We start from the raw sequence: 25,269 nt of genomic DNA, 5'->3' as shown, positions 1-25,269 counted from the left end.
ACAACAACGAATCCGTTCTTACGTTTGTGTGCCGAAGCCCGCCAAAAAAGGCGCGCTCCGGCACAAGGTTGCCTGCGTAACGGGCTTATCAGTGACGGAAGTGACGTTCACCGGTAAAGACCATCACGATGCCGCGCTCATCGGCGGCGGCAATGACTTCGTCGTCACGGATCGAGCCGCCCGGCTGGATCACGCAGGTTGCGCCCTGATCAACGATCACATCGAGTCCGTCGCGGAACGGGAAGAAGGCGTCGCTCGCGGCGGCGCTCCCCGCCAGAGAAAGGCCGGACTCCTGCGCCTTAATGGCCGCAATGCGTGCGGAGTCCACGCGGCTCATCTGCCCCGCGCCCACACCGAGCGTCATACCGTTATGCGCATAAACAATGGTGTTGGACTTCACAAAGCGCGCGATATTCCAAGCAAACATCATGTCGGCGATCTGCGCGGACGTGGGCTGCTTCTTTGTCACAACCTTGAGGTCAGACTCGCTGCAGAGCTGATTGTCCGGGGTCTGCACCAAGAGGCCCCCGCCCACACGCTTAAATTCGTAGTCGTTGTGCGCCGTCCCCGGGGCGACCGTGAGAAGCCGGAGGTTCTTTTTCACGGCAAAGGTGTCGCGGGCTTCAACGGTAAAGCTCGGGGCAATCACGACTTCGGCAAACTGCTTTACGACTTCAGAGGCCGTGGCGCCGTCCACTTCACGGTTAAAGGCGATGATGCCGCCGAACGCACTCTTGGGGTCGGTCTTAAAGGCCTTGAGATAGGCTTCATGAGCATCCACGCCGATCGCGGCGCCGCAGGGGTTAGCGTGCTTGATGATCACGCACGCGGGCGTCGTGAAGCTTCGCACCGCTTCCCAGGCCGCATCGCTGTCGGCGATGTTGTTGTAGGAGAGTTCCTTACCCTGGAGCTGGCTGTAACCGGCCAAAAGCCCCGGAGCAATGAAATATTCGCGGTAAAACGCCGCCATCTGATGCGGATTTTCGCCGTAGCGCATATCCTGCACCTTCACCCACTGACGCGTGAAGACGTCCGGGAACTGCTTCGTCTTTTCGCGCTTTTCATCGAGGCTTGTGAGGTAGTTGGTGATTGCGGCATCGTACCGGGCGGTATGGGCAAAGACTTTCTTCGCAAGCGCCAGACGCATGTCGGCGTCGACCTCACCCTTCGTTTTAATGGCGTTTAAAACCTTGTCGTAATCCGTGGGATCAACGATCACGGTGACGGATTCGTGGTTCTTGGCGGCAGCGCGGATCATCGTGGGGCCGCCGATATCGATGTTTTCAACAGCAAGCTCAAACGTGCAGTCCGGACGCGCAATCGTCTGCTCAAAGGGATAGAGGTTCACGCAGACGATGTCAATCGTACCGATGTTGTGGTCTGCGAGAGCCTTCATGTGCTCGGGCACGCAGCGGCGTGCAAGAATCCCGGCGTGAATGTGCGGATCAAGCGTCTTCACGCGCCCGTCAAGCATCTCGGGAAACCCCGTGTAGTCGGCAACCTCACGGCAGGGGATGCCTTCTTTCTGCAAAAGCTTTGCGGTTCCGCCCGTGGAGAGAATCGAATACCCGAGCTCAACGAGCCCGCGGGCAAAGTCGGCGACACCGGCCTTATCCGAAACACTGATCAGTGCCTGTTTGGTCATGCTTTCATTTCCTTATAAAAAGCGTCAAATGACAAAAAACTAAAACGAAGAATCTTTTAAAAATCCGTGGAAAACCAGTTTTTTATGCAGCGTATTGCGGTTGATGCCGAGTAAAACCGCGGCTTTTTTCTGGTTTCCCTCACACTTATCCATTGCCCACTTCAAAAGCGGCCTCTCCGCAGCCGTCACAATCATTTCGTGCAGCGGCAGCCCCTTGTTGCCTTCCAAATCCCGAACGTAGGCTTCCACGCGCGCCACCACCATGCGGGCAAATTCCTCGGCGAGTTCCCGGGAATTAAGCCGCGCACGCAGCTGCGCAAGGCGCCGGGCTTCCGCCTCTTCTGCCGTCAGCCCCGTATTGTCGTTGATTTTTTCGTTTGTCAGGCTCTGCATATCGAAAAATTTGTTTCAAACCAATTTTTAACGGCGCGCGTCAGTTCCGCGGCATCATCGATTCTTACAAAGGCACGGGCGGCCTCAGCTCCACCCGCCAGCCGCTTTAAGTACTGCGGGATGTGCTTGCGGAAGCTCCTTAAAACAAAAAGGGCGTTGTCTTCTGCTGCTCCCGCTGTGTGAAGCGCAAGGTGCTGCAAAAGGACGTCCTCCACAGCCTTTGCATCGGGCTCGCCGGGGTCGGAACCGCCCGCAAGAAGCGCTTTCGTGCGGGCAAAAATCCAGGGGTTACCCAAGGCCGCCCGACCGATCATGACGCCTGCAACAGGCAGGGTTTTGAGTAAATGAAGGACTTTTTGCGGTGTGTCGGCGTCGCCGTTGACGATCACGGGAATACGCACGCTTTGGGCAACACGCCGCACGGTCTCATATTCGGCCGTGCCGGTGAAGCGCTGCGCGCGGGTTCTGCCGTGCACGGTGAGCATCCGGGCGCCTTCTGCCTCAAAGGCCGCAGCCAGCTCCACAGCGTTTTTGTGCGCCTCGTCCCAGCCGGTGCGCATTTTGACGGTCACGGGAATGTCAACTGCCTGCACCACCGCGCGGACAATGGCAGTTGCTGTTTCCGGATACTGCATAAGGGCCGATCCGCAGGCCTTGCCGCAGACCATGCGCGCGGGACACCCGAAATTGATGTCAACGGCTTTCGCGCCCGCCGCTTCGGCGTACTGCGCGGCGTCAGCCATTTCTGAGGGATCAGCCCCGAGAATCTGAATGACGGGAAAGGGATCGTCGGGATCAACCCGCCAGCGCCCGGCGCTTTTGCGGGTGTCTCTGAGCCGCTCTTCACTGGCGACCATTTCCCCCACCGTAAGCCCCGCGCCCATCTCCCGGCAGATACGGCGAAACGCCGCATCGGTGACACCCGCCATCGGAGCGAGAACCACCGGAACATCAGCAACAAAAGTACCGATCTGCATGGGAAAACGAAAACCGTCAGCGTCTGTCAGAGAAGATTGTTCATTGTAAAGGATAGTGCTTAGCCGTGCCTAAAAATCAGGCACGAAATTTCGGGCGGGCACATGTTAAGAAAGCGCTTTTGTCACAACGGCTGCCGTCGTACGCAAAACGCCCGCCTTGCTGAGTGCCGTGTAAGCCGCCGTAAGGCTCCCGTTTGTGTCAATCGCGCGCGAAGCGTCTTCAATAAGCGCCGTCTTAAAGCCTGCCGCAGCCGCGTCAAGCGCCGTCCACGTGACACAGAAGTCGGTGGCAAGCCCGCAGACAAAAACGTCGGTCACGCAGCGCTCCCGTAAGTAGCCCGCAAGGCCCGTAACGGTTTTACGGTCGGCAGCCAAAAACCCTGAATAGCTGTCGCAGTCTTTTTCGCGGCCCTTGCGGATCACGGCGTCCGCAAGGGCCGTCTTAAGCCCCGCGGCAAAGGCGGCACCTTCGCTTCCCGCCACACAATGCTGCGGCCACAGTACCTGCGTGCCGTAAGGCATTTCAATTGTTTCAAAGGGGGCTTTTCCAGGGTGCTCAGAAGCAAAACTCGCGTGATCTGCCGGATGCCAGTCGGCAGTTAAAACCACAGTGTCAAAAAGGGGCATCAGGGCGTTTACGGGTGCCACAACCGCGTCGCCCTCTGCAACCGCCAAGGCTCCGCCCGGCAGAAAGTCGTTCTGAATATCGACCACAATGAGTGCGTTTGCCATTCTTTCCACCTTTTGTTCAGCTGTCTCAGAGATCAACCCCTGCTTCGGCGCATTCCCGGATGAGTTTTTCGGCAATCTTCGCCGCAGGCAGCGCCCGCGCTTCACACGCGCCCTGTCCGCAGGCAAATTCCATCAGATCATCCCGATTCTCCCGCCGTGCCGCAACTTCCACGGGCCGCATGACAGAGAGCTGCGCGGGATAAGCCGCACGGTCAGCCCGGGCCTCCTCGGCCGCTTCGACAAGGCCGTTTGCGATCACACGGGTCAGTCTCCCCGACGCAACGCGCGTGAGCCTCGTTATGCTGTCGGAAGCAAACTGAAGCGCCCGCTTGTGTGCGGGATGTGCGCCGCTTTCGGGAGCCGCAAGAAACACCGTGCCCGCCTGCACGGCCCCGGCCCCGAGCATGAGCGCCGCCGCAGCCTGCCGGCCCGTCATGATGCCGCCTGAAGCCGCAACGGGAACATTACTCACGCGTGCCGCCGGGCCGATGAGGCTCATGAGCCCCACCTGCGCTTCGGTGTCGGCCACTTCAAAATTGAGCCTTGGGCCGCCCGCTTCAATGCCCTGCACCACGATGCAGTGAGCCTGAGCCGAACGCATCACCTTCACTTCCCTTAAGGTTGTCGCGGCCGCAATCATGCGGATGCCGGCAGCGGTGAGCTTTTCCGCATAGACCTCGCGTAAGCCCCCGAAGGTAACCGACACCGCAGGAACCTTCAGTGCAATCAAAACGTCAAGCTGCTTTTCAAAGTCAGGAAGCGAAAACCGAACCCCTGCGCAGCCGAGATCAGCTTTTAAAGCCTCAAGCGCTTCTTCGGTTTCCGCCGCTCCTTTTTCGTCAAACGCGCCGCGCGCGGGCGAGCGGACATTGACGGCAAAGGGCCGATCCGTAAGGCCCCGCACTTCTTTAACGGCCGCCGCCGTTTCCTCAGGCGTCATAAAGTCAGCCGCCAGGATCCCGAGCCCCCCGGCGTTACTCACCGCCGCCGCAAGCGCTGGCCCGGCAATATCAGCCATCGGCGCATTCATCAGGGCGTGCGCCACCCCGAAGGTTTCACGAAACTGTGCCGTCTCAGGCGTCAAAAGCAATGTCATTCGTCAAAAAGATGAAAAGGAGTTGTGCGGTTTTCTTCACAAAGCGCTTCGTACTGCGCGGCCGACCCGATATTGCCCCAGAATCCGTCCCAAACCTCGGCGCGCACGCGCGCCTTCTGCCAGATCCAGGGGAAAAGTTTGGCGGCAACGGGTCTGACGTTAACGAAAATTTTGGGCGACACCACCATGATGCAGCCGTAGGTATGAGGCCCCGCGCCCGGACGCACCGTGCCGTCAGCGGCGACCGTCATGTCGCCCCTGACATGAAACCCGGGATTGGGAACCGCCACCATAAAGGCGTCGTAGTCGCCCGCCTCAATCTCAGCGGCTTTTGCGTTGAGTCTTTCCATCGGGTAGTCGTGCACGACGTCACCCGCGACCGCGACAAAAGGCGTCACGCCGTCGGTTAACAGGGGAAGCGCTTTGGCAATCCCCCCGCGGGTTTCAAGCGCGTCCGTTTCCTTATCGCCCTCGCGGCTGATTTTCATCGTGATGCCGCGCGCGGCATACGCTTCGGGCATCGGCTCAAAGGCGTCGGCAAGGTATGCGGTATTCACGACGAGATCGGTGATGCCCGCCTTTTTCAGCCCCGAAATCTGCCAGTCCCAGAGCCGGTACTTTCCGACGGGCAACAAGGGCTTCGGTACCCAGTCGGTATGCGGCCTTAAGCGGCTGCCGCGTCCCGCGGCAAAAATCAGTGCCCGCATCTCAGTATGTGTACCCCTGAATGAGTTTTTCTTCTTCAAAGCAGTCCAAGAGCCAGTTAAGGGGCTTTAATTCATCGTAGCGGTTCGCGGTCTGCCGCACATAGCGCACAAACCGCGGCGTATCGGCGATGTACTTTTCCCGTCCGTCCCGGTACTTGGTGCGCGCGAAAATCCCGAGAACCTTTAAGTGACGCTGAATCCCGGCCCACTCCACGTCGCGCCAGAAGCTGCCGAAATCCTTCGGAACAGGGATTCCTGCCTTACGGGCCTTTTCCCAGTAGCGGATCGTGATATCGAGCACAAACTCTTCGTCCCAGCTTACAAAGGCGTCACGCATCAGACTTGCGATGTCGTAACTTACGTGCCCGTAAAGCGCATCCTGAAAGTCAAGTACGCCGGGAAGCGGGTCACTTACCATGAGGTTGCGCGGCATGAAGTCGCGGTGCACGAAGACGCGGGCTTCCGCAAGGTTGTTGGCAATGATTTTGTCAAAAACCGCCTCAATCACCGCCGTCTGCTTTTCGCTCATCGTGAACTTGCGGTGTTTGGCAACGTACCACTCGTTAAAGAGATGGATTTCGCGGGAAAGAACGGCCTTATCGTATTCCGGTAGCACACCCGGGCGGCTTGCCGCCTGCCACTGCACCAGAGCGTCGGTTGCGGCATCAAAAAGCGCCGGCGCGTTTTTCTCATCAAGCACATTTAAAAACGTCTCGCGCCCGAGGTCATTCATGAGAATAAAGCCCTGCGCTTCATCCGTTTCAAAGAGCTGCGGGACGTTGAGGCCCGCGGCCTGCATCAGGCCGTCAATCCGGACAAAGGGGGCAATGGGTTCTTTATCGGGCGGCGCGTCCATCACAATGAACGTTTTGCCGTCTTTGCCGCTCACTCGGAAGTAGCGCCTGAAACTCGCGTCAACGCTTGCCGGGGCAATCGATTCCGTATCAATGCCGTAGGCCGCATCAAGGCCCCTGAGCCACTTAACCGCGCACGCCAGACGCGCATCACCCTTTGCCGTATCGCTCATAAACCCAACTTTGTCAGATAGAAAGAAGACCGACCCCCCTATAATCACAGGATCGGTTTTGGAATCCAACACTATAAAGCCTCATGCCCCGGAATACTTCGCATCCGCGTCTTCTGACGCTTGCTGCCGCCGTTTCGTGCGCTCTTGCCGCGCCCGGCCTTTACGCACAGGACGTCTCCGGCGAGAAACTCGCGCTTGCGTCTGAAAGCCGTCTCAATGACGACGCCGCGCTTTTACAAAAAGGCGCAAGCATTGTCTCGGCCGAAGTGATTGAAGGGTCGCCTCAGACCGAGCTCGTTTTGTCCGGCAACGCCGAGGTGCGCCACGCCGGCAGTGTCGTCAAAGCCGACCGCATCACCTACACGCAGGCTACCGGTGAAGTCGCGGCCGAAGGTAACGCGCTCGTTGCCCGCAAGGGTTCGAGCGTCAAAGCCCCGAAACTCACCTATCAGCTCGACAACGAAACCGGGGAAGCCCAAAACGCCGAGTACGAGTATGCCCCGAGGCGCTTAAGAGCCGAAGCCAGCTGCATCCGGCTTAAGACCGACGACATCACCGAACTCACGGACGTGCTTCTTACCACCTGTCCCAAGGGCGACAACAGCTGGTGGATCACTATGAACGAGGTGAGTCTGGATGAATATGCCCAGCAGGGTACCGGCACGGGCGCCGTGCTCCACCTGGGGGGCATTCCGGTTCTGGGCACCCCCTGGTTTTCCTTTCCCATGACGCAGGAGCGCAAAAGCGGACTTTTGACGCCCACGCTCGGCATGAGTTCCTCCCGCGGGCTTGACCTCTCACTGCCCTACTACTTTAATATCGCGCCCAATTACGACCTCACGCTCACGCCGCGGGTGATGAGTAAGCGCGGCGTGGGGCTGGGTTCTGAGGTGCGGTTTAAACAGCGCTTTATCGAAGGAGTCCTCGCGGGCGAATACATGCCGCAGGATCGTGAGCGCGATGAAAAGCGCTGGGGCATCACCGCCGACGTGCGCGGCGCCTGGCAGGGCTTTACCTACGGCGTGAACTACAACCGTGTGAGCGACAAGGACTATCCCGATGACTTCGCGGGCGGCATCCGCTCCGCAACCGAAGATCTTCTCGCGCAGGACTATTGGCTCACCTATTCGGGGAGCTGGTGGAACGCCGCACTCAGAGTCAATCAGCATCAGGCCCTTGAGATTCTCGCCTACGACCGCCCCTACGAGCGCGTCCCGCAGCTCACATGGAACGCCTACCTTTCTGACGCCGCCGGGTTTGAACTCACGACAACCCTTGACGCCACGCGTTTTAAGCATGTTTTGGGCAACCGCTGGTACAACAACAACGATGTGGAGCACTTCTCCGACGGCGACCGCCTTGTGGTAAGCCAGAAGATTGCCTATCCGCTGCAGGGAGCCGGCTGGTTCATTAAGCCGCAGGCCGAACTCATCGGCACCTGGTATTCGCTTGACACGCCCTACAGCCGCGAGTTCGGCGAAACCAGCATCTCGCGCACGGTTCCGGTGTTTTCGGTTGATTCGGGCCTTATTTTTGAAAAGAACATGTCGCTTTTCGGACGCGACACGGTGCAGACCCTGGAGCCCCGGCTCTTTTACGCCTACATTCCCGAGCGCGACCAAAGCGAGATTCCGCTTTTTGACACGGACGTGATTGACGCCGGCTTTGCCCAGCTTTTTAACGCCAACGAATATGCGGGCTGGGACCGTGTGGGCGAAACCAATCAGGTCTCCGCCGCCGTCACAACGCGCTTTATTGATTCGGAAACAGGTCTCGAGTGGTTTAAGGCGGGCCTCGGGCAGCGCTACTACTTTAACGATCAGCGCACCGCAATTGACGGCACGCGCATCCGGATGGACGACAGTAAGGGCGACCTTCTCGCAACCGTTGGAGCGCGCCTTACGCGCAACATCAATGCAAGTGCCTACGCGCAGTACTCCTACGACAGAAGTAAGCTTGAACGCGCCAACGCGGGCGTGCGCTGGCAGCCCAAACCCATGTCGGTGATGGGGCTTTACTACCGCTACAACCGCGCAAGCTACAACGACCTTCTCGCAGGCCGCTACAACCGCATTCAGTACAACCATGACGGGTACGACGAGGACAAGTACATCCGCCAGGTCGATTTCTCGATGCAGTGGCCCTTATCGGAGCGCTGGTATATTCTCGCGCGCCAGAACTACTCCTTTGATCACGGCAAGTTCATCGAAAGCCTTGTGGGCTTTGAACACCGCGCCGACTGCTGGACGGTGCGCGCGGTGGCACAGCGCTACACCTCGAGCAACGACTCCCGTGAAACGAATTTTTACTTACAGCTCGAACTGACTGGTTTAGGCTCCATCGGCAGCAGCCCGCTTGCAGCGCTCACGCGCGGCATCCGCGGCTACCAGACGCAGAGTCCTATTCCTTCAACCGTCGGAACCTATGACTATTACCAGTAAACTGATCCGTGCGGCCGTGGCCGCAGCCCTCACGGGCACCTTTGCCCTGCAGGCTCAGACCATTACCGAAACGACCGAACCTGTGACCGCAGGGGAAGTGACGATCGATCCGGACGCCAATTACCGGCCGCTTGACCGCATCGTTGCGGTGGTCAACAACGACGTCATCACCGAGTTTGAACTGCAAAACCGCGTGCGTCAGGTTGCCGTCAACCTGCGCCGCCAAAATATTGAGCTCCCGCCGATGCCGCAGCTCAGAGCGCAGGTTTTGGACCGCCTCATCACGGAAAAGGCCATGCAGCAGAGAGCGCGCGAAATCGGCGTGCGTGTGGACGAGCAGATGGTGACGGCTTCGATTGAACAGATCGCCCGCAACAACAAGCTCACCACGGACGAACTCAGAAGCCGCCTGCGCGACGAAGGGGTGTCCTGGTCTGCTTTCCGCAGCCAGATCCGCGATGAAATCACGCAGCAGCGGCTGCGCGAGCGGGAAGTTGACTCCAAGATCAACATTCCGGAAAGCGAAGTGGACGCGTATCTCGCCGAACAGGCGGGCTTTACGGGCAGCGACACGATGGAATACCGCGTGGAGCATATCCTGCTGCCCCTGCCCGCCGACGGCATTGAAAGCGAGGAAGGGCGCAAAGTAAAGGCGCTTGCTGAAGACATCCTTGAGCGCGTGCAAAAGGGTGAGGACTTTGCAAAGCTTGCTGCCGCCTATTCCAAGGCGTCCGATGCGATGGAAGGCGGGGACCTCGGCTGGCGCGACTCCACCCGTCTGCCCTCCGTTTTCTGGCAGGCCATCAAAAATAATGTAAAAACCGGCTACAGCACACTGATTGAAGGCGACAGCTCCATTCACATCATCAAGCTTGTCGGCGAACGCGACGGCGTGAAGGCAAAACTGGCGGGTGCTCCGGTTGAGCAGACCCACGTGCGTCACATCCTGATGTTTGCTTCGGACCTGATGCCCGAAGCTCAGGTGGTGCGCCGCTTAAACGACATCAAGCAGCGCGTGCAAAAGGGTGAAGCTGACTTCGCCACCTTTGCCCGCTTAAATTCCGCAGATGCTTCCGCCACGCGCGGCGGTGACCTCGGGTGGCTCCTGCCCGGCGACACCGTCCCGGAATTTGAAGCGGCGATGAAAAACCTCAAGCCCGGTGAGATTTCCGATCCGGTTCGCTCGCCCTTCGGCTACCACCTCATCCAGGTGGTGGAACGCCGCACGCAGGTTGCTGACGCAACGCGCTCACGTCTGGCTGCCCGTCAGGCCCTGCGCGAAAAGAAACTCGCCGAAGCCGTTGCCACCTGGCAGCGCGAACTGCACGACAAGGCTTACGTCGACATCCGCCGCGACAACCTTTAAGCCGTAAGGAGGGCTGACCTATGGTTTCACCCGTTGCGGTTACCACCGGAGAGCCCGCCGGCATCGGGCCGGAAGTGTCGGTAAAGGCGGCTTTTGCCGCCGACTTTCCCGTCACCCTGATCGGCGACGAACGGTTTCTGAGGGAAACGGCCGAAAAAGCCGGCCTTCCCTCAGCATTTCCCGCCAACGTCCGTTTTCACAATATCCCGCTTGCCGCCCCCGTGGTCCCGGGCAGGCTTGATGTGCGCAATGCCCCCTACGTTGTGGAGACACTGAAATGCGCCTGCGACGGCGCGTTAGCGGGGACCTTCAGCGCGGTCACCACCGGCCCCGTGCAAAAAAGCATCATTTCCGATTCCGGTCTTGAATTTACCGGGCACACCGAGTTTTTTGCCGGCAGAAGCCGCGTCAAGCGCGTTGTGATGATGCTCACGTCAAGCGAAAAGGCGGACGCCCTGCGCGTAGCGCTTGCGACAACGCACCTGCCGCTCGCAAAAGTTCCTGCCGCCATCACCGGGGAACTTTTAGACGACGTGATCGGCATTCTCGTGCGCGACCTCAGAGAGCGCTTCGGGATTTCCGGCCCCAAAATTGCGGTGACGGGATTAAACCCCCACGCAGGCGAATCCGGGCACATGGGCCGCGAAGAGATTGACGTCATCTCCCCGGCCATCGGCCGCGCGCAGCAAAAAGGTTTTTCCGTCACCGGGCCCTGGCCCGCGGACACCATTTTCGTACGCGAGCACGAAAGGCACTACGACGCAATTCTCTGTATGTACCATGATCAGGGGCTGCCTGTACTGAAACGCGAAGGCTTCGGGCACGGCATTAACGTGACGCTGGGGCTGCCGTGGATCCGCACTTCAGTCGATCACGGAACGGCCCTTGATATCGCCGGGAAAAACATCGCCGACACCGGCAGCATGACCGCGGCCCTCGATTTGGCGCGTCAGATGGTGCGCCACGCCACAGGCGACTATTCGTTTTGATTTTTTTTAAAGGTTACACGCCATGCAGATGCTGGAAGGACACCGCGCCCGCAAACGTTTCGGGCAGAATTTTCTGCACGACGAATACTGGATTTCAAGAATTGCGCGCGCTGTTGACGCGCAGCCCGGGGAATTCATCGTGGAAATCGGCCCGGGGCAGGCAGCGCTCACCCGTGAACTCGTGGGCGGCGCCGGACATGTGAACGCCGTGGAAATCGACCGCGACCTTGCTGCCTGGCTTAAAACCCAGTTTGCCGAAAGTGAACTCACGCTCATTGAGGCCGATGCGCTCACGCTTGATTGGACGGCCGTAGCCGGCGAAAAGCGCATGCGCGTTGTCGGAAACCTCCCCTACAACATCTCCTCGCCTCTGCTGTTTCACCTCATGAAGGCGGCTTCCTGCGTCATTGACCAGCACTTTATGCTGCAGCGCGAAGTGGTGGACCGCATGACGGCGGCTCCCGGCACCAAAACCTACGGCAGACTCTCGGTAATGCTGCAGTGGCGCTACAAAATGCATAAGCTCTTTGACGTGCCGCCCGGCGCCTTTACGCCCGCGCCCAAAGTCGTGAGTTCCGTCGTGCGCATGATTCCGCGAAGAGCCGAAGAAGTGCTCCCGGTGGACTTTGACATGCTCTCTTCGGTCGTTGCCAACGCCTTCGGACAGCGCCGAAAAACGCTCAGAAATGCGCTCTCAGTCCTTTTAACGGAAGAGGAAATCCGCGCGGCCGGCGTAGACCCCCAGGAGCGCGCCGAAAAGCTTCCGCTCATTCACTTTGTGAACCTTGCCAACAAGGCTTCTGAACTGAAGCGCAAACCCGTTATTCAGGGCGCTCAGGCCTCCGACGAATGACCCGACTTTTTCCTTCAAACCCCAAAAGGAGCGTGCCGTGAGTGACAGACAACTTCCCAAAATCGTGGTTCTTGCAACCGGCGGCACCATTGTGAGTTCCGGCGCCTCCGCCGTACAGGTAACGGGCTACAGTATCGACAAAGTCCGCGTGGACGATATCCTCGCAACGGTCCCGGCACTTTCCGATATTGCCCGAATTGAAGCCGAACAGATCAGCAACATCGATTCGGGTTCCATGACCTCCGCCGTCTGGCTCAAACTGGCTTCACGCATTGAGGCGCTCGCTTCTGACCCCGACGTTGCCGGCTTTGTCGTCACGCACGGCACGGACACGATGGAAGAGACGGCGTTTTTCCTGCATCTGACGCTTCATACCGCCAAGCCCGTGGTCTTTACGGGCGCCATGCGCCCGGCCACCGCCGTGAGTGCCGACGGCCCCTTTAATCTCTATAACGCCGTGCGCGCGGCCGCAGCCCCGGAAAGTGCCGGCAAAGGCGTTTTAATCGTCTTTAACGACCGCATCTACTCCGCGCGCTTTGCCGCCAAACGCCACCCCACCAATCCGGATGCCTTCGGCGGGGGCGACTTTGGGGCCCTGGGCCTTATTGCCGGAAGCCACGTGGAATATCTGCAGACGCCCGTCAAAAAACATACCGTGCGAAGCGACTTTACGGTGCCTGCGGGACCGCTGCCGCGCGTGGATATCCTCACAAGCCACGCCGATGACGACGGTGTTTTAATCCGCGCCGCGGTCGAAGCCGGTGCCAAGGGCATTATTTACGCCGGCACCGGCAACGGCTCGGTGCATGAAGCCTCCGAACCCTGGCTTTTTGATGCCGCGGAAAAAGGGGTTCTCATTGTGCGGGCAAGCCGCACCGGCGACGGCATGACCACCGAAGGCCTTGCCAAGTGGCAGAAGGCCGGATTTATTCCGGCGGGAACGCTCTCAGCCCAAAAGGCGCGCATTCTGCTGCAGCTCATTCTCCTTGAGAGCCGCGACGCCAAAGTTGCGGCGGAGCTTTTCAGTGAGTACTGAGCGAAAAACCGCACAAAAAAGCCGGGCGCAAACCCGGCTCTGCAGCTTGCAGGTGGCCATTGCGGCTGCCTTTTGCTTTAAAGCGTATCAGGCCAAACTTCTTTGGCGATTTCCACCACCAGGCGGACCTTGGCCCACTGGGCTTCCTCGGTGAGGATGTTGCCTTCTTCCGTGGAAGAAAAGCCGCACTGGGGCGACAACGCCAGCTGATTTAAGGGCACGTACTTCGTGGCTTCCTTAATGCGGGCCTTCACGGCTTCCTTATCCTCAAGCACCGGGAACTTCGAGGTGATAAGCCCCAGAACCACCGTCTGGTCCTTGATGAAGCGCAGCGGCTCAAAGCTCCCCGCGCGGTCCGTGTCGTATTCAAGGAAAAAGCCGTCCACACGGCAGTGCGAGAAGAGAATGTCGGCCACCGGTTCGTAGCCCCCGGAAGAGAACCAGGTCGAGCGGAAGTTGCCGCGGCAGATGTGCATCGTGACGGTGAGATCCGCGGGCTTTTTGTCGAGAATCTTATTGATGCAGGCCACGTACAGGCGCCCGATGCGGTCCACGTCGATGCCGCGGTCGGCATAGACCTTACGCTTTTCAGCCGAGCAAAATTCCCCCCAGCTCGTGTCGTCAAACTGCAGATACCGGCAACCGCGCTCGTAGAGAGCGAGCATCGCGTCGGTCCAGGCCTGCGCAATGTCGTCAAACAGGCGCTCTTCGTTGTCCCGGTAGATATCGATCGGCTGATAGTCGGTCGCGCGCACGCAGCAGATCAGGTGCAGCATCGAGGGCGACGGAATCGTGTACTTCACGGGCGTTGTGCCGGCGATTTTCTTCAGGCGGTCAAAGGCATCGAGAAACGGATGTTTTTCCGGAAAACCGATGCGGCCGTCGATCACCACGGTCTCGGCCTTCGGCTGCTTTCCTTCAAAATGCACGGACCAGGCTTCGGCCTTGATGTGCTTGATGCCGGACAAAGCCGCAATGAAGTCAAGGTGCCAGAAGGAGCGTCGGAACTCGCCGTCGGTGACGGCCACAAGACCGTTTTGCTTTTCTTTTCTCACAAGATCGGCGATTTCACGGTCTTCCACGGCCGTGAGTTCATCACGGGTAATGACGCCGGCCGCAAAATCAGCGCGGGCTCTTTTGACGGCGTTGGTTCGCAGGAAGCTGCCGACCACGTCGGCACGGTACGGAGGATTAATGCGGCTCATGTTACGGGTTCCCATTTTTGTGTGTATCGGGCGTCCGGCACGAAAAAGGCCGGACAAGATGGCTGAGATTGTGCCATCACGCCCGCAAAGCCGCATCGGTAATACTGCAAAGGCTTAACGGAAAACGCGGGCCGGTCCCGAAGCGCTCAGAGCCGCTATGCCCCAGACAAGGACCGCGGCAACAAGCGAAAGTGAGGCCGCAAAAAAGCCCGAATACGTGTAAAGAACACTGAAAATCCAGGGTCCGAGCCCGGCAGCGAGGTACCCCACCCCCTGAGACACCGCAGAAATCTGCGCCATCTGCACAGGGCCGTGGCTTTTCATCGCCATCACGATAAGCGCAAAAGTAAACATCCCGCCCTGGGGGATGCCGGCCAGAAAGCAGCCCGGCCACACCCACCAGCCTCCAGCCTGCCAGCAGGCGATCCCGGCCAAAAACATCACGGTCATTAAAACCGCCGTGCGTTTTAAAGACCCGAGCCTGCGGATAATCGCATCAAGCCAGAGGCTCCCCGGAAGACTGCAGAACAAAAAGAAGGCGACCGCCAGTCCCGCCGCCGACGTCGTAAAACCGCGTTCGGTGAGCGCCGTCGGCAGCCACGCGCAGGTTGTGTAGACGGTAAGCGACTGCATGCCCATCGTGAGAATCACGGCCCAGGCGGCGCCCGTTTTAATGAGCCTTACCATTCCGCCCTTGTCGGCAGCCGCGGCTTTCGCGGCGTCATCGGTCTTGACGCGCGGCCACAGGCAAAGCGCCGGAACAATGAACGCCAGCCACACAGCCATCACGGCAATGTGTGAATCCGCAAGGTGCGCCAAAGGGGCCGAGGTCCACGTGCCGATCGTGCCTGAAAGCCCCACCACAACGGTGTAAAGCCCCATCGCGCGCGCCGCCTTGTCCGGCGCCTGCGCCTTTAAAAGTACCGGCACAAGCACGTTTAAAAAGGCAATCCCGGCTCCCACAAACACTGTGCCCGCAAATAAAAGCGCCATGCTTTCGGTTACGCGGCAAAGCGTGCCGAGAAGCAGCAGCCCCAATGCCGCCGCAATCGTCTTATGCATGCCGATGCGCTCAGAAAGCGTCACGGCAGGAAACGAAAAAAGGCCGAACGCGAGAACCGGCAGGGCGTTTAAGACACCGAAAGCCTGATAGGAAAGCCCGAAGTCCCGCAAAACAACGTCAGCCGCAGGCCCCACGGAGGTTACGGGCCCCCGCATTGCAAAGGCCATCAGAAAGAGCGTGCATAGAGCGAGCGCTGATGTTGTTGTGGAGCGGCGAGAGTCGGTCATAAAGGCTGGGCCAAAAGAGGGTGGCGGGAACTTACCGAAGCCGAATAACAAAAAAGCCCGCTTTTCAGCAGGCCTCATCAACGTCTCAAAAAGAGATCCGTGGTGGCTAGGGACGGAATCGAACCGCCGACACGCGGATTTTCAGTCCGCTGCTCTACCGACTGAGCTACCTAGCCGCCTCAGGAAGTTCGGAACTATACAGAGACTTAAACTGTTTTGCAAGTGCCGCAGAAAACATTTTTGCCTCCGCTCTCTTGAACAGGGACCGAGAGCCTTCGGGATTCGGCTTTTGCGTATGGCATCCGAAAACTTAACATCCGCAGAGCATTTCTTAAGTTTTTCCAAATGTTTCCGCTCGTATAATCCCTGCTCCATGGAAAAAACGATAAAGTTTTGCCTGCCGGAACCCCAGCCGGCGGAGACAAAACACGGATGAACACTCATGCAGCTGCTTTGTCTTGGCCTGAATCACACCACAGCACCGCTTTCGGTGCGTGAACGCGTTGCGTTCGGCCCCGATGAAATCGGGCCCAGCCTTCATGCGCTGCGCGACAGGCTCGCCGGCAGCGGTGAGGGCGCTCTGTCCGAAGCGATGATTCTTTCGACCTGCAACCGCACCGAAATCTACTGCGCTGCAGAAGACGCAGAAAAGGCCGCTCAGTCGCTCACGCACTTTATTGCCGAAACCAAAGCGGTGTCGCTTGCGCAGCTTGAGCCGCACCTTTACCGCTACACGCAGTGCGATGCCGCCCGCCACATTTTCCGCGTGGTCTGCGGCATTGACTCCATGGTGCTCGGTGAAACCCAGATCGTGGGACAGTTTAAAAAGGCCGTTGCAGCCGCCCGGGAAAACAAAACCCTCGGGCTCATGCTCAATCACCTCTTTCAGGAAGCATTCACAACCGCCAAAAACGTCCGTTCGCACACCGCCATCGGCTCCAATTCGGTGAGCCTTGCCGCAGCGGCCGTCCGGCTTTCCATGCGCCTTTTCGGATCGCTTGAAAAGGAGCGCATCCTTTACGTGGGCGCAGGCGAAATGATTGAACTCTGCGCCGCTCACTTCGGCGCACAAAAGCCCGCCGCGATCACCGTTGCCAACCGCTCGATCGAGCGCGGCCAGGCGCTTGCCGCCCGCCATAACGGCACCGCCATGCGCCTGCAGGATCTGCCGGAGGTGATCGCCGACTACGACATCATTGTGTCGTGCACGGCCTCGGCGCTTCCCATCATCGGGCTCGGCATGATCGAGCGCGCCGTGAAAAAACGCAATCACCGTCCGATCTGCATCATTGATCTGGCGGTACCGCGCGACGTGGAACCCGAGGTCGCACGCCTTGACGACGTCTACGTCTACACGATGGACGAATTGGGCGCCGTGGTGCAGTCCGGCAAAGAAAGCCGTCAGGCCGCCGTTATTCAGGCCGAAAGCTACATCAATAAGGCCGTTGAAGAATTTAACCGGTGGCTTGCGATGCGCGCGGTGGTTCCTTCCATCAGCCGCATCCGTGAACGCGCGAACTTTATCCGCCGTCAGGAGCTTGACCGGGCGCTTAAGGAAATTGCGGCCGGCAAAGACACCGCGAAGGTTTTGGACGACCTTTCCCTCTCGCTCACTCATAAGCTCATACACGATCCGACGGTTCTGATCCGTAACGCCGAAGGGCTCACGGACGTTGAGCGTGAGCACATCACCAACATCGTCGGGCGCTTCTACCGGCCGCGCACGGTTTAGCCGCTGCCGCCTTTTGCCGATCAGCCCACTTAAAATGCGGGCTGCACTTTTTTCCACCCTGATTTATCGGATTTTTTGGCTATGATGAAAGACAGCATGCGCAGCAAGCTCGTCGGCCTGTGCCGGCGCCTTGAAGAAATTGACGCCATGTTGGCTGCGCCCGACGTCGCCGATGACATGAACCGCTTCCGTGCGCTCTCGCAGGAACGCGCCGAAATCGAACCGGTGACGGTCAAGATGCACGCCTATGAGCAGACCGAAGGCGACATTGAGGCGGCGCAGGAAATGGCAAACGAAGATCCGTCTTTTTCCGATGCCGCGCAGGAAGAAATCAAGGCCAGCAAGGCAAAACTCGAGGCCCTCGAAAAAGACCTCGAAGTGCTGCTCTTACCCAAGGACCCCAACGACAGCCGCAACATCTTTCTGGAAATCCGTGCGGGCACCGGTGGTGACGAATCCGCGCTTTTTGCCGGGGACCTTCTGCGCATGTACCTGCGCTACGCCGAACGTCAGGGCTGGCAGGTTGAGATTGTCAGTAAAAACGAAAGCGATTTGGGCGGCTACAAGGAAGTGATCTGCCGCGTGATCGGCGAAGGCGCCTATTCCCGCCTTAAGTTTGAGTCCGGCGGCCACCGCGTGCAGCGCGTGCCCGCCACCGAAGCCCAGGGCCGCATTCACACCTCGGCCTGCACGGTTGCGGTGCTCCCAGAGCTCGACGAAGTCCAGCAGGTGGAAATCAATCCCGCCGACCTTCGAATTGACGTCTACCGCGCCTCGGGCGCGGGCGGCCAGCACGTGCAGAAAACGGACTCGGCCGTGCGTATCACGCACCTTCCCACCGGCATGGTCGTGGAATGCCAGGACGAACGCAGCCAGCGCCAGAACAAAGACCGCGCCATGGCCGTGCTCGCGTCGCGCCTGTACGCCGCGGAAGTTGCCAAACAGCAGGCTGAGCAGGCCAGTACCCGCAAGAGTCTTGTGGGGTCCGGCGACCGTAGCGAACGCATCCGCACCTACAACTATCCCCAGGGGCGCGTGACCGACCACCGCATCAACCTCACGCTTTATAAGCTCGATGCGATCATGGACGGTGACCTTGAGGAAATCATTACGGCTTTGACCGCCGAACACCAGGCCGAGCAGCTTGCGCAGCTCGGTGAACACTAAATCCGCGGTTGACAAGATGCCGGGCACGATTGACGCACTTTTAAGAGCCGCCGCCGGGAAAGTCTCCCGCTCTGAGGCACGGCTTTTATTGGCGCACGTCCTTCATAAGCCGGTGGAATACCTGATTGCGCACAATGCCGACACGGTCGAAGCGCAAGCCTGCGAACGTTACAGGGCGGCGCTTGACGACGCTGCGCGCGGCAAACCCATTCCCTACATTCTGGGCCGTCAGGCCTTCTGGGGACGCGACTTTACGGTAACACCCGCCGTACTGATTCCGAGGCCCGATACCGAGACGCTTGTGGAAACGGTTTTAAATGCCGCCCAAGGCCGGGCCAAAAACGTTTTGGAACTCGGCACCGGCAGCGGCTGCATTGCGGTGACGCTCGCACTGGAAAATCCCCTTTTAACCGTCACCGCAACGGACGTCAGCAGCCAAGCCCTCACTGTGGCCCGCAGCAACGCCCAAAGGCTTGGCGCGCGTATTGCGTTTCGTGAAGGCTCCTGGTTTGACGCCGTGGCGCCTGAAGCCCGCTTTGACATCATCACCTCAAATCCCCCGTACATTGCCGATGGCGACAGCCACCTGCCGGCCCTGTCTTTTGAGCCGACGGGCGCCTTAACCTCAGGCCCCGAGGGATTGGACGACATCCGCGTCATCGCGGATCAGGCACGCCGCCACCTCACCGACGGCGGTCTTTTAGCTTTTGAGCACGGGTTCGATCAGGGAAAAGCCGCACGAAAGCTCCTCGCTTCGCTCGGCTACACGGCTGTTGTTACCGTCAGGGATTTGGGCGGCAACGACCGTGTGACGAAAGGTCTCTTTTCCTGCTGATACCGCCTGCAACAAAGATGACGGCATTGTCATCACCGTCCCGCTACACTCTCCGGACAAAATGATTTCTTATTGGGAGAAAACCATGTCTTTATTGGATGTTGCACGCACCCGTTACACCACCAAGCACTACGACCCCGCAAAGCGCGTTTCTGACGCCGACTTTGCCGACCTGCTCGAAGTCCTGCGCCTTGCACCCACGTCGGTAAACGCCCAGGCCACGCGCTACTTTGTCGCGGACAATGCCGCCGCCAAGGAAAAGATTCTGCCCGCGATTCTTGACTTCAATCGTCCGCGTGTCACCGAATCGAGCCACACGATCGTCTTTGCGGTAAAGGACCCCATCACCGATGCCGACTTTGAGGAAGTCCTTGCCAAGGAAGAAGCCGACGGGCGATTCCCGAACGCGGGGGCAAAGGCCGTTCAGGATCAGGGCCGCCGCTACTTTGCCGGGGTTTTTGCCAAGGCCCCGGGCGGCAGCTACGCCTGGACCGCGCGCCAGTCTTATATCGCGATGGGTTTTCTGCTTGCTGCGGCTACTGAAAAAGGCATTGACTCCACGCCCATTGAGGGGCTCGATACTGCCAGGCTCGATGAAATTTTGGGTCTCAGGGAAAAAGGCATGCGCTCCGTTGCCGTTGTAACACTCGGCTACCGCTCGCCCAACGACGGTAACGCCCAGCGTCCGAAGTCCCGTCTTGCGCTTGACCGCATCGTCACTCGCCTCTAACCTCGATCTTTTGACCGTTTTGTGAGAGTTCCGCCATGCATATCCGTGACCTCGTCAGACAGTGCGACGCGCTTTTACACCCTGAAAATTACCATGACTACGCCCCCAACGGCCTGCAGGTCATGGGAAGTGAGGAAGTAACACGCGTTGTGACCGGGGTTACCGCCTGCCTGGAACTCATTGACCGGGCGGCAGAACTTAACGCTCAGGCTATCCTCGTGCACCACGGGTGGTTCTGGAAACGGGAAGATCCCCGCATAGTGGGCGTCAAAGGCGCCCGCGTGCGCCGCCTCATTGAAAGCGGCATCAATCTGGTTGCCTACCATCTGCCCCTGGACGATCAGCCCGATTTCGGCAACAACGCCTTAATCGGCAAAGCCCTCGGATTTGAATGCACGGGCTCCTTCGGGGAAGACAACCTCGGGCGGCTCGGCACCACCCCTGACATCACGGTCCCTGAACTTACCGTCAAAATCACGGCGGAACTTGCCCGCACGCCGCTTGTGGTGGGACCGCAGGATAAGACCATCCGGCGCGTTGCCTGGTGCACGGGGGCCGCACAGGACATGATTGAAGCGGCCGCCGACGCGGGCTGCGACTGCTTTATCTCAGGCGAAATCTCTGAGCGCACCACGCACATCGCACGGGAAGCAGGCATCACCTACTTTGCCTGCGGCCACCACGCCACCGAGCGCTTCGGCATCCGCGCCCTGGGTGAAATTTTGGCGCAGGAAAGCGGCCTTGACGTCAGGTTCATTGACGTTGAAAACCCCGTCTGACGGACTGATTTTCCCGTAAAATCATAAATTTAGCGCAAATTCTGAGCTGAATTTTTACAAATTCGGTAAAATTTAAAGTTCGCCGTATCTGTCGGGCGGCCCAATGCATGCCGGCCCGATAATCTTTGTCCGGTCAGTTTTCAACGATCCGAGGTATTTCACCGATGATGGTTCTTTTTTCCGGCTCGACCTGCCCCTTCTCTCACCGCTGCCGTTTCGTTCTCTATGAAAAGGGCTGCGACTTTGAAGTCCAGGATGTCGATCTCTACAACAAACCGCCCGAAATCGATGCGATGAATCCGTACGGTGAGGTGCCGATTCTCGTTGAAAGAGACCTGACGCTTTATCAGGCCAACATCATTAATGAATACATCGACGAGCGCTTCCCGCATCCGCAGCTGATGCCCGCCGATCCGATCATGCGTGCCCGCGCCCGCCTTTTCATCTACACGTTTGAACGCGAGCTCTTCAGCTTCGTGCGAGTGCTCGAAAACCGCGATGAAACGGAAAAACGCAAGAGCATTGCCCGCAACCAGATCAAGGAGCAGCTCATTCAGCTCTCTCCGGTTCTCGCCAAGAACAAGTTCCTGATGGGCGACGACTTCACAATGCTTGATGTGACGCTTGCTCCGCTGCTGTGGCGCCTCGGCTACTACGGCATTGAAATGCCCAAGGCTGCGGCACCGCTTCTGAAATACGCCGAAAGCATTTTTGCCCGCCCGGCCTTCATCGATTCGATGACGCCGTCGGAAAAGGTGATGCGCCGTTAACCGGCTGCCCTCAGTGAGGAGATTGCACCGTGGACCTCAAAGATCTTTTGATCCGCCCGCTTCAGTACTCTGAATTTAAGAGCTATCTGATTCAGGCCCTGCTGCAGTGGTACGAAGACGAGGGTTACACCCCGTACATGCTCGTGCACGTCGACGACGATACGGTCTGCCCGAAGGAGTTCGTGAATTCCGACGGCGCCATCGTTTTCTGCGTCTCCTCCGAGGCCACCCACAATCTGAGAATTGACTGTGACGAGATGACCTTTCAGGCGCGCTTCGGCGAGTCGGTGCAGAACATCCGCATTCCGATGAACCGCATCGCAGCGGTCTATCCGAAAGAAAACACGGATCTCGTAAGTTACTTCCCGGTGGAAAGCCTCAAGGACTTTAACGCCGGCAAGTTCCGCAAGGACGAAACCGACGACATTCCGACCTTTACCAAACTCTGAACTTTCGGTAGAATCGCCTGTTCCCGCCCTAATAGCTCAGTTGGTAGAGCAATCGCCTTGTAAGCGATAGGTCGTCTGTTCGAGTCAGACTTGGGGCACCACAAATTCCAAAAAGCACGTCCTCTGCGGCGTGCTTTTTTGTTTTCCGGATCCAAAGCTATCGGATTCCGAGCTTCGGGTAAACACCGGTTCTTCCCCGTTCTCTTTTTGACCTGTCTCCCATAACATTGACGGCATGACAGCCCTGCTTCGTGCGAGCGTAATTTTGGGAGCTCTTCCTTCGGCAAGAGAGAGCCCTACAGTGCTGGGCGAAAGCCCGCCTGTCCCGCCCCGCCTTGAGCGGGGCATCTTATTTTTGGTTCAGTCGTATGTCCCTTAAAACACTCTGCACCGCGGGCGCCCTGGCGCTCTCCGTGCTCATTTCGCCTCCTGCTTCCGCGCAGCGTATTGCCGATATGCCTCAAAATCCTCAGACTATTTCCGCTCAGACCGCCCGTCAGATGATGACCGAGGCCAAAGACTACGTAATCCTTGACGTGAGAACGCCCGAGGAATACGACCGCGGCCATATTCCGGGCGCCAAAAACCTTCCGCTTGACGCGATTGAAGCGGGCAAAATCCCGGCTGAATTTGCCGCTAAGGACAAGAAGTACTTCGTCTACTGCAGAAGTGGCGTCAGAAGCGCTAAGGCCGCTGACGACCTTGCCTCCTACGGCTACAAGGACATCCTCGACTTCGGCGGCATCATTGACTGGCCGTACGAAGTCACACGGTAATCCTTACTCTCGGGAATACCTCTTAGGAGGCATTTCCGATCACTGATTTTCCGCCTTTTTAAGCCCTCCTACACCTTCCGCCACCACATTCAGGTGCCGGTTTTCCTGTCCCCGTTTGTAACATCCGAAACCTCTTTATTGAGGCTAACTGACACAGTCAGAGCGCCCTGCCAAGCCTTCTCATAAGAAAAATTACGCACTTCTGCCTAAAACAGAAAGTTAACAATTCGACACAGATCAAATAATTCGGAAGTTTTACCTCTTTCGTGGCATAGATGGACGAAAATGCACACTGTCCTCACTACCTAGGGGAAAGGAAATAAAATGGAAATTGGCTTAGATTTCTGGCTACAACTGATTGTTCTGTTAGCCTGCTTGTTCTACGCAGCACCGAAGGGCGGTATGACGCTCGGCCTGATGGGCGGTATCGGTCTGGTGATCTTCATCTTCGGCTTCGGTCTGAAACCCGGTAAGCCCCCGGTCGACGTGATTCTCACGATTATGGCCGTGGTGTGCGCGAGCTCCTGCCTGCAGGCCGCGGGCGGTCTTGACTGCCTGCTGCAGATTGCAGAAAAAGCCCTGCGCCGTCATCCGCGCGCCGTGTGCTACCTCGCTCCGTACATCTGCTGGTTCCTGACCGTTCTTTGCGGTACGGGCCACGTCGTGTACACGATGCTCCCGATTATTTACGACGTTGCCATTAAGAACAACATTCGTCCGGAACGCCCGATGGCTGCTTCCACGATTGCTGCTCAGATGGGCGTGATCTGCTCGCCGGCCGCTGTGGCTGCCGTCTCGCTGATCGCTCTCCTCGACGGTCAGACCGTGGGCGGCCATCCCTTCGGCTTCGTGCAGCTTTTCTCCGTCGTGATTCCGTCGGCTATCGTCGGTCTTTTCCTCGTGGGTACGTTCTCGATGTTCCGCGGCAAGGATCTGGACAAGGATGAGAAGTTCCAGGCTCTGATTGCTGATCCGGAACAGAAGAAGTACGTTTACGGCGAAACCACCACTCTGATCGGTGTCAAGTTCACCGGCAAGCAGTGGGCGAGCCTCTGGATCTTCCTTGGCATCGTGGCAGTCGTGGCTATTCTCGGTTCTGTGCCTGAACTCCGTCCGATGGTCGGTAAGAAGCGCCTGTCGATGACGCTTGTCATTCAGATGATGATGCTTCTTGCCGGTATCCTCATGGTCATGTTCTGCAACGCCAAGAAGATCAGCAAGACCTCCGTCTTCAATGCCGGTATGGTCGCCATCGTCTCGGTTTACGGCGTGGCCTGGATGTCCGATACGATGTTCTCCAACCACCTGCCGCAGTTGAAGGCCGGTTTGACTGAATGGGTCCGTGCTTATCCGTGGGCTTACGGCGCTGTGCTGCTGTTGGTCTCCAAGCTCGTGAACTCTCAGGCTGCCGCTATTGCTACGGTGACCCCGGTTGCCATCGCCATCGGCACGCCTCCGGGAATCATTGTGGCCATGGCTTCCGCCTGCTACGGCTACTACATTCTCCCGACGTATCCGTCTGACCTTGCCGCTCTGACGTTCGACCGCTCCGGTACGACCCACATCGGTAAGTTCGTGATCAACCACTCGTTCATCGCCCCGGGCCTGATCGGCGTTCTGTCCGCCACGGCTGTGGGCTATGTCCTGGGCATGATCTACGGCTACATCTAAGAGAAAACTATAAAAAATAAGGTAGAGGACGCTACTTTCCGCGCCGGCCGGGCTCTTTAAAACAGACGCCCGGCCAGAAACAGGAAGAGGCGAAAAACGGAGCTTGCGGGCTCCGTTTTTTGTTGTCTGACGAAAAAACAACAACCTCTCACAAAATTCGAAATTTTCCCGAAATATCAGCCAAAAAACTTTCACTATTCACGCAGGTAACAACGCTATACGGTTAAGATTAGCGAATGGACCCTATACTTATGGCTTACTAATGGCTTACTACTCCGGATTAGTCGTCACATGCGCCCCGGGCGCCATGGACGCCGTACTTGCCGCGCTCAAATCTTCAAAGACAGCGGAAGTACACCAGACCGACCCAGCCACCGGCCGCATCGTTGTTGTGATTGAAGACGACAGTGTGCACGGTGAAGCCGACAAATTTCAGCGTCTGCGCACCATGGAGGGTGTTGCGGACGTGAGTCTCATCGTGCACCGCAGCGATGAAGAGAGCGCCGAGGATGCGCTCCCCGTCTCCGCGGTCATCAAAGAACTCGATTAACGCTGGGGCCGTCTGCCCCAACAGGCGGCCCTTATCCCATTTACCCCTCAGGA

At 58.4% G+C, this 25,269-nt stretch carries 24 protein-coding genes and 2 tRNA genes; 16 read left to right on the top strand and 10 right to left on the bottom strand.

Features of this window, described 5'->3' with window-relative positions:
* Nucleotides 1–88: 88 nt before the first annotated feature.
* From purH to BQ7486_RS08325, 7 genes are all read right to left on the bottom strand, one after another.
* Nucleotides 89–1,645, bottom strand: coding sequence for a bifunctional phosphoribosylaminoimidazolecarboxamide formyltransferase/IMP cyclohydrolase (gene purH, locus BQ7486_RS08355; RefSeq protein WP_022372896.1), 1,557 nt, complete (start codon nucleotides 1,643–1,645; stop codon nucleotides 89–91).
* 39 nt (nucleotides 1,646–1,684) lie between these two features.
* Complete coding sequence (locus BQ7486_RS12265; RefSeq protein WP_022372897.1) at nucleotides 1,685–2,038, bottom strand: helix-turn-helix domain-containing protein; 354 nt, start codon at nucleotides 2,036–2,038, stop codon at nucleotides 1,685–1,687.
* A complete protein-coding gene (gene dusB, locus BQ7486_RS08345) occupies nucleotides 2,026–3,015 on the bottom strand; it encodes a tRNA dihydrouridine synthase DusB (RefSeq protein ID WP_074009695.1) in 990 nt (329 codons plus the stop codon). The genes BQ7486_RS12265 and dusB overlap by 13 nt, the downstream gene beginning before the upstream one ends.
* A 105-nt stretch (nucleotides 3,016–3,120) precedes the next feature.
* Complete coding sequence (gene pncA / locus BQ7486_RS08340) at nucleotides 3,121–3,756, bottom strand: bifunctional nicotinamidase/pyrazinamidase (protein ID WP_074010101.1); 636 nt, start codon at nucleotides 3,754–3,756, stop codon at nucleotides 3,121–3,123.
* A gap of 16 nt (nucleotides 3,757–3,772) precedes the next feature.
* Nucleotides 3,773–4,843 carry an NAD(P)H-dependent flavin oxidoreductase gene (locus BQ7486_RS08335; RefSeq protein WP_074009694.1) on the bottom strand — a complete coding sequence of 357 codons (1,071 nt, stop codon included), beginning with the start codon at nucleotides 4,841–4,843 and terminating at the stop codon, nucleotides 3,773–3,775.
* The gene (locus BQ7486_RS08330) at nucleotides 4,840–5,550 is read right to left on the bottom strand and encodes a sugar phosphate nucleotidyltransferase (RefSeq protein WP_074009693.1); all 711 of its coding nucleotides are present in this window, start codon (nucleotides 5,548–5,550) and stop codon (nucleotides 4,840–4,842) included. The genes BQ7486_RS08335 and BQ7486_RS08330 overlap by 4 nt, the downstream gene beginning before the upstream one ends.
* Before the next feature lies 1 nt (nucleotide 5,551).
* Nucleotides 5,552–6,577, bottom strand: a complete 1,026-nt coding sequence (locus tag BQ7486_RS08325; RefSeq protein ID WP_074009692.1) for an aminoglycoside phosphotransferase family protein — start codon at nucleotides 6,575–6,577, stop codon at nucleotides 5,552–5,554.
* An 83-nt stretch (nucleotides 6,578–6,660) separates the two neighbouring features.
* Between BQ7486_RS08325 and BQ7486_RS08320 the strand changes: the two genes are divergently transcribed.
* Genes BQ7486_RS08320 through BQ7486_RS08300 form a run of 5 tightly spaced genes read left to right on the top strand, consistent with a single transcriptional unit; the run spans nucleotide 6,661 to nucleotide 13,262 of the window.
* Nucleotides 6,661–9,018: an LPS-assembly protein LptD gene (locus tag BQ7486_RS08320; RefSeq protein WP_074009691.1), complete on the top strand. Its 2,358-nt coding sequence runs from the start codon at nucleotides 6,661–6,663 to the stop codon at nucleotides 9,016–9,018.
* Nucleotides 9,002–10,384 carry a peptidylprolyl isomerase gene (locus BQ7486_RS08315; protein ID WP_074009690.1) on the top strand — a complete coding sequence of 461 codons (1,383 nt, stop codon included), beginning with the start codon at nucleotides 9,002–9,004 and terminating at the stop codon, nucleotides 10,382–10,384. The genes BQ7486_RS08320 and BQ7486_RS08315 overlap by 17 nt, the downstream gene beginning before the upstream one ends.
* Before the next feature lie 20 nt (nucleotides 10,385–10,404).
* Nucleotides 10,405–11,373 (top strand): 4-hydroxythreonine-4-phosphate dehydrogenase PdxA, encoded by a 969-nt coding sequence (gene pdxA / locus BQ7486_RS08310; protein ID WP_074009689.1) that lies wholly within the window; start codon nucleotides 10,405–10,407, stop codon nucleotides 11,371–11,373.
* Between the two features lie 22 nt (nucleotides 11,374–11,395).
* Nucleotides 11,396–12,226 (top strand): 16S rRNA (adenine(1518)-N(6)/adenine(1519)-N(6))-dimethyltransferase RsmA, encoded by an 831-nt coding sequence (gene rsmA, locus BQ7486_RS08305; protein WP_074009688.1) that lies wholly within the window; start codon nucleotides 11,396–11,398, stop codon nucleotides 12,224–12,226.
* A gap of 37 nt (nucleotides 12,227–12,263) precedes the next feature.
* A complete protein-coding gene (locus tag BQ7486_RS08300) occupies nucleotides 12,264–13,262 on the top strand; it encodes an asparaginase (RefSeq protein WP_074009687.1) in 999 nt (332 codons plus the stop codon).
* 77 nt (nucleotides 13,263–13,339) lie between these two features.
* Here the strand turns inward: BQ7486_RS08300 and BQ7486_RS08295 are convergent, their stop codons facing one another.
* From BQ7486_RS08295 to BQ7486_RS08285, 3 genes are all read right to left on the bottom strand, one after another.
* On the bottom strand, nucleotides 13,340–14,482 hold the full coding sequence (locus BQ7486_RS08295; RefSeq protein ID WP_235836775.1) for a 5-methyltetrahydropteroyltriglutamate--homocysteine S-methyltransferase: 1,143 nt from the start codon (nucleotides 14,480–14,482) through the stop codon (nucleotides 13,340–13,342).
* Nucleotides 14,483–14,581: 99 nt separating this feature from the next.
* Nucleotides 14,582–15,757: an MFS transporter gene (locus tag BQ7486_RS08290; RefSeq protein WP_162272255.1), complete on the bottom strand. Its 1,176-nt coding sequence runs from the start codon at nucleotides 15,755–15,757 to the stop codon at nucleotides 14,582–14,584.
* Nucleotides 15,758–15,857: 100 nt separating this feature from the next.
* Nucleotides 15,858–15,933: transfer RNA gene (locus BQ7486_RS08285), tRNA-Phe, on the bottom strand.
* A 266-nt stretch (nucleotides 15,934–16,199) separates the two neighbouring features.
* On the opposite strand from BQ7486_RS08285, the gene hemA reads away from it, so the two are divergent.
* The 11 genes from hemA (at nucleotide 16,200) to BQ7486_RS08230 (ending at nucleotide 25,216) form a co-directional block, all read left to right on the top strand.
* Nucleotides 16,200–17,489, top strand: a complete 1,290-nt coding sequence (gene hemA, locus BQ7486_RS08280; protein ID WP_074009685.1) for a glutamyl-tRNA reductase — start codon at nucleotides 16,200–16,202, stop codon at nucleotides 17,487–17,489.
* Nucleotides 17,490–17,573: 84 nt separating this feature from the next.
* Complete coding sequence (prfA, locus tag BQ7486_RS08275) at nucleotides 17,574–18,656, top strand: peptide chain release factor 1 (RefSeq protein ID WP_074010099.1); 1,083 nt, start codon at nucleotides 17,574–17,576, stop codon at nucleotides 18,654–18,656.
* A complete protein-coding gene (gene prmC / locus BQ7486_RS08270) occupies nucleotides 18,646–19,491 on the top strand; it encodes a peptide chain release factor N(5)-glutamine methyltransferase (RefSeq protein ID WP_235836774.1) in 846 nt (281 codons plus the stop codon). Before prfA ends, prmC begins: the two co-directional genes overlap by 11 nt.
* 85 nt (nucleotides 19,492–19,576) lie before the next feature.
* Complete coding sequence (locus tag BQ7486_RS08265) at nucleotides 19,577–20,221, top strand: nitroreductase family protein (protein ID WP_074009684.1); 645 nt, start codon at nucleotides 19,577–19,579, stop codon at nucleotides 20,219–20,221.
* 35 nt (nucleotides 20,222–20,256) lie between these two features.
* Nucleotides 20,257–21,000, top strand: a complete 744-nt coding sequence (locus tag BQ7486_RS08260; RefSeq protein WP_074009683.1) for a Nif3-like dinuclear metal center hexameric protein — start codon at nucleotides 20,257–20,259, stop codon at nucleotides 20,998–21,000.
* Between the two features lie 164 nt (nucleotides 21,001–21,164).
* The gene (locus BQ7486_RS08255) at nucleotides 21,165–21,770 is read left to right on the top strand and encodes a glutathione S-transferase N-terminal domain-containing protein (protein WP_022372914.1); all 606 of its coding nucleotides are present in this window, start codon (nucleotides 21,165–21,167) and stop codon (nucleotides 21,768–21,770) included.
* A gap of 29 nt (nucleotides 21,771–21,799) precedes the next feature.
* Nucleotides 21,800–22,219 carry a stringent starvation protein B gene (locus BQ7486_RS08250; RefSeq protein WP_022372915.1) on the top strand — a complete coding sequence of 140 codons (420 nt, stop codon included), beginning with the start codon at nucleotides 21,800–21,802 and terminating at the stop codon, nucleotides 22,217–22,219.
* 25 nt (nucleotides 22,220–22,244) lie between these two features.
* Nucleotides 22,245–22,320 (top strand) — tRNA-Thr (locus tag BQ7486_RS08245).
* Nucleotides 22,321–22,587: 267 nt separating this feature from the next.
* A complete protein-coding gene (locus tag BQ7486_RS08240) occupies nucleotides 22,588–22,995 on the top strand; it encodes a rhodanese-like domain-containing protein (RefSeq protein ID WP_074009682.1) in 408 nt (135 codons plus the stop codon).
* Between the two features lie 324 nt (nucleotides 22,996–23,319).
* Nucleotides 23,320–24,666, top strand: a complete 1,347-nt coding sequence (locus tag BQ7486_RS08235; protein WP_074009681.1) for an anaerobic C4-dicarboxylate transporter — start codon at nucleotides 23,320–23,322, stop codon at nucleotides 24,664–24,666.
* Nucleotides 24,667–24,928: 262 nt separating this feature from the next.
* Nucleotides 24,929–25,216 carry a chaperone NapD gene (locus BQ7486_RS08230; protein WP_074009680.1) on the top strand — a complete coding sequence of 96 codons (288 nt, stop codon included), beginning with the start codon at nucleotides 24,929–24,931 and terminating at the stop codon, nucleotides 25,214–25,216.
* Nucleotides 25,217–25,269: the final 53 nt, after the last annotated feature.

This window comes from Duodenibacillus massiliensis (genome assembly GCF_900128485.1).
GTDB classification, from domain to species: domain Bacteria; phylum Pseudomonadota; class Gammaproteobacteria; order Burkholderiales; family Burkholderiaceae_F; genus Duodenibacillus; species Duodenibacillus massiliensis.
Note: the sequence above shows the minus strand (reverse complement) of the source record. Positions and strands in the feature narration are given on the sequence as shown.

Bases quoted from the DNA above. Each gene is read 5' to 3' on its own strand.
- BQ7486_RS08330 (WP_074009693.1), bottom strand. From the start codon at position 5,550: ATGCGGGCACTGATTTTTGCCGCGGGACGCGGCAGCCGCTTAAGGCCG.
- BQ7486_RS08255 (WP_022372914.1), top strand. From the start codon at position 21,165: ATGATGGTTCTTTTTTCCGGCTCGACCTGCCCCTTCTCTCACCGCTGC.
- BQ7486_RS08260 (WP_074009683.1), top strand. From the start codon at position 20,257: ATGCATATCCGTGACCTCGTCAGACAGTGCGACGCGCTTTTACACCCT.
- BQ7486_RS08335 (WP_074009694.1), bottom strand. From the start codon at position 4,843: ATGACATTGCTTTTGACGCCTGAGACGGCACAGTTTCGTGAAACCTTC.
- dusB (WP_074009695.1), bottom strand. From the start codon at position 3,015: ATGCAGATCGGTACTTTTGTTGCTGATGTTCCGGTGGTTCTCGCTCCG.
- BQ7486_RS08315 (WP_074009690.1), top strand. From the start codon at position 9,002: ATGACTATTACCAGTAAACTGATCCGTGCGGCCGTGGCCGCAGCCCTC.
- pdxA (WP_074009689.1), top strand. From the start codon at position 10,405: ATGGTTTCACCCGTTGCGGTTACCACCGGAGAGCCCGCCGGCATCGGG.
- BQ7486_RS08290 (WP_162272255.1), bottom strand. From the start codon at position 15,757: ATGACCGACTCTCGCCGCTCCACAACAACATCAGCGCTCGCTCTATGC.
- BQ7486_RS08295 (WP_235836775.1), bottom strand. From the start codon at position 14,482: ATGGGAACCCGTAACATGAGCCGCATTAATCCTCCGTACCGTGCCGAC.
- rsmA (WP_074009688.1), top strand. From the start codon at position 11,396: ATGCAGATGCTGGAAGGACACCGCGCCCGCAAACGTTTCGGGCAGAAT.
- BQ7486_RS08320 (WP_074009691.1), top strand. From the start codon at position 6,661: ATGCCCCGGAATACTTCGCATCCGCGTCTTCTGACGCTTGCTGCCGCC.
- BQ7486_RS08235 (WP_074009681.1), top strand. From the start codon at position 23,320: ATGGAAATTGGCTTAGATTTCTGGCTACAACTGATTGTTCTGTTAGCC.
- BQ7486_RS12265 (WP_022372897.1), bottom strand. From the start codon at position 2,038: ATGCAGAGCCTGACAAACGAAAAAATCAACGACAATACGGGGCTGACG.
- BQ7486_RS08240 (WP_074009682.1), top strand. From the start codon at position 22,588: ATGTCCCTTAAAACACTCTGCACCGCGGGCGCCCTGGCGCTCTCCGTG.
- hemA (WP_074009685.1), top strand. From the start codon at position 16,200: ATGCAGCTGCTTTGTCTTGGCCTGAATCACACCACAGCACCGCTTTCG.
- purH (WP_022372896.1), bottom strand. From the start codon at position 1,645: ATGACCAAACAGGCACTGATCAGTGTTTCGGATAAGGCCGGTGTCGCC.
- BQ7486_RS08265 (WP_074009684.1), top strand. From the start codon at position 19,577: ATGTCTTTATTGGATGTTGCACGCACCCGTTACACCACCAAGCACTAC.
- BQ7486_RS08230 (WP_074009680.1), top strand. From the start codon at position 24,929: ATGGCTTACTACTCCGGATTAGTCGTCACATGCGCCCCGGGCGCCATG.
- BQ7486_RS08325 (WP_074009692.1), bottom strand. From the start codon at position 6,577: ATGAGCGATACGGCAAAGGGTGATGCGCGTCTGGCGTGCGCGGTTAAG.
- prfA (WP_074010099.1), top strand. From the start codon at position 17,574: ATGAAAGACAGCATGCGCAGCAAGCTCGTCGGCCTGTGCCGGCGCCTT.